2 protein-coding genes are annotated in these 2,431 nt (G+C 75.5%); one reads left to right on the plus strand and one right to left on the minus strand.

Annotated features, from left to right (window positions below; translation table 11 throughout):
- A partial coding sequence (locus AB0B41_RS40635) for a hypothetical protein (RefSeq protein ID WP_358212364.1) occupies nucleotides 1-299 on the minus strand: 299 nt, incomplete at its 3' end.
- A gap of 306 nt (nucleotides 300-605) precedes the next feature.
- Here AB0B41_RS40635 and AB0B41_RS40640 point away from each other — a divergent pair.
- Nucleotides 606-2,306: a DEAD/DEAH box helicase gene (locus AB0B41_RS40640; RefSeq protein ID WP_358212365.1), complete on the plus strand. Its 1,701-nt coding sequence runs from the start codon at nucleotides 606-608 to the stop codon at nucleotides 2,304-2,306.
- The last annotated feature ends 125 nt before the right edge of the window (nucleotides 2,307-2,431 follow it).

Below are 2,431 nucleotides of genomic sequence, written 5' to 3' on the forward strand. Positions count from 1 at the left end.
GGCGCATGGCGTGGTCGCTGCCGGGCGCGATGTAGCTCTCGATCCGCTCGCCGTCGATCCACTCGTGCGGGAACTCGCCCACGATGGCCCGCGGCCGGGCGGGCACCCAGCCCGATGCGGCCGAGCTCGGCGAGCAGTCCCGCCGCGCGGCCGGCCGTGGCGGCGGGGGAGCGCAGCGCAGCGGCGGCGAGGCGTGCGGCCGGGGCGACCGGCAGCAGTCGCGCCAGCGGTCCGCGGGCGGCCTCGGTGAGCAGGGCGTCGAGCGGCAGCGCGGCGTCGTCGGCCTCCGGCCGGGTCATCGCCCGCACCTGCCGCGCCGTGTCATCGTGTGCGCCCCTTTCCCGTCCGGTTCGTCCCCGGTCCCCGTCCGGCCGATCCTCCCAGCCGGCCCGCTGTGCCCGCAGGTGTACCCCGGACCGGGCGCCCCGGGCCAGCCCGCCGCGCGTGACGTGCGCGTTCGCGTCCCGGGTCGGGGCACGGCGTCGCCCGCGGTGACCCCCGGATACGCTGATCGGCGGCCCCAGCACCCCCTCCGGGGGGAGGTCGGCAGGACAGGGAGACGTGTGTCGCAAACGGAATCCGTACCGATTCAGGGACTCTCCTCGGTGTCGGCTCTGGGCTCGCGCCCGCTGCGTGCCTGGCAGCGCTCGGCGCTCGCCCGGTACCTGGCCGCCCGGCCCCAGGACTTCCTGACGGTCGCGACGCCGGGCGCGGGCAAGACGGCCTTCGCGCTGCGGGTGGCGAGCGAGCTGCTGGCGGACCGCACGATCGAGGCGGTCACCGTCGTCACCCCGACGGAGCACCTCAAGTACCAGTGGGCGCAGTCCGCGGCGGCCGTCGGGATCGCGCTGGACCCCGAGTTCCGGGCGTCGGCCGGCACCTCGCGGGACTACCACGGCATCGCGATCACCTACGCCGGCGTGGCCGTGCACCCCCACACGCACCGGGCCCGCACCGAGAACCGCCGCACGCTGGTGATCCTCGACGAGATCCACCACGCGGGCGACGCCAAGTCCTGGGGCGAGGGCGTCCAGCTGGCCTTCGAGCCGGCTGAGCGGCGGCTGGCGCTGACCGGGACGCCCTTCCGGTCGGACGACAACCCCATCCCGTTCGTCGAGTACGTCCGGGACGGGGAGGGCGCGCTGCGCAGCCGCGCCGACCACTCCTACGGCTACTCCGACGCGCTGGCGGACAACGTCGTCCGGCCGGTGGTGTTCCTGGCCTACTCCGGCACGTCGAGCTGGCGGACGAGCGCGGGCGAGGAGATCACCGCCCGGCTCGGCGAGCCGCTCACCAAGGAACAGACCGCGATGGCCTGGCGCACCGCGCTGGACCCCGGCGGCGAGTGGATGCCCGCGGTGCTCGCGGCCGCCGACAAGCGGCTCGACGCCCACCGCAACAGCGGGATGCCCGACGCCGGCGGCCTCGTCATCGCCACCGACCAGACCAACGCGCGCGCCTACGCCGCCCTGTTGCAGCAGGTCACCGGCACGCCGCCCGCGCTGATCCTCTCGGACGAGGCGGGCTCGTCGGACCGGATCGAGGCCTTCTCGAAGTCCGACGAGCGGTGGATGGTCGCCGTCCGGATGGTGTCCGAGGGCGTCGACGTCCCGCGGCTCGCGGTGGGCGTCTACGCGACCTCGGCCTCGACCCCGCTGTACTTCGCGCAGGCGATCGGCCGGTTCGTGCGGTCGCGGCGGCCGGGGGAGACGGCCTCGGTGTTCGTGCCGTCGGTCCCGGTGCTGCTGGGCCTGGCGAGCGAGCTGGAGGCGCAGCGCGACCACGTCCTCGGCAAGCCGCACCGGCCCAAGGAGGAGTGGAACGACGAGGAGCTCGCCCTCGCGAACCGGCAGCAGGACGAGCCGGGGGAGGACGAGAAGTCCTTCACCGCGCTGCACGCCGACGCCGAGCTCGACCAGCTGATCTTCGACGGCGCCTCGTTCAGCGCCGACGAGGAGGAGTACATCGGGCTGCCCGGGCTGCTCGACGCCGACCAGGTGCGCACGCTGCTGCAGCAGCGGCAGCAGGACTGGGTGGACAGGGGCTCGCCGCGCTCCGGCGCCGCGGCCCGCGCCACCCCGCCGCCGCCCGTGCCGGAGCCGCCGCGGCAGCTGTCCGTGCGCGAGCAGATCCAGAAGCTCCGCAAGGAGCTGAACACGCTGGTCGCGCTGCACAACCACCGCACGAAGAAGCCGCACGGCGTGATCCACAACGAGCTGCGCCGGGCCTGCGGCGGCCCGCCGACCGCGATGGCGACGATCGAGCAGCTGGAGGAGCGCATCGCCACGATCCGGTCGTGGCGGTGACGGTGGTCACCCGTCCCCCGACACACGAGAGGGGGGGGCCGCGCCGGGGCGGGGGGCCCGGCCCCCCCGCCCCGGGCGATGGGGGGGTGGGGGGCGGCGCCCAGGGCAGCGGCGCTCTCTCAGAC

Source organism: Pseudonocardia sp. NPDC049154 (assembly GCF_040648315.1).
Lineage (GTDB): Bacteria > Actinomycetota > Actinomycetes > Mycobacteriales > Pseudonocardiaceae > Pseudonocardia.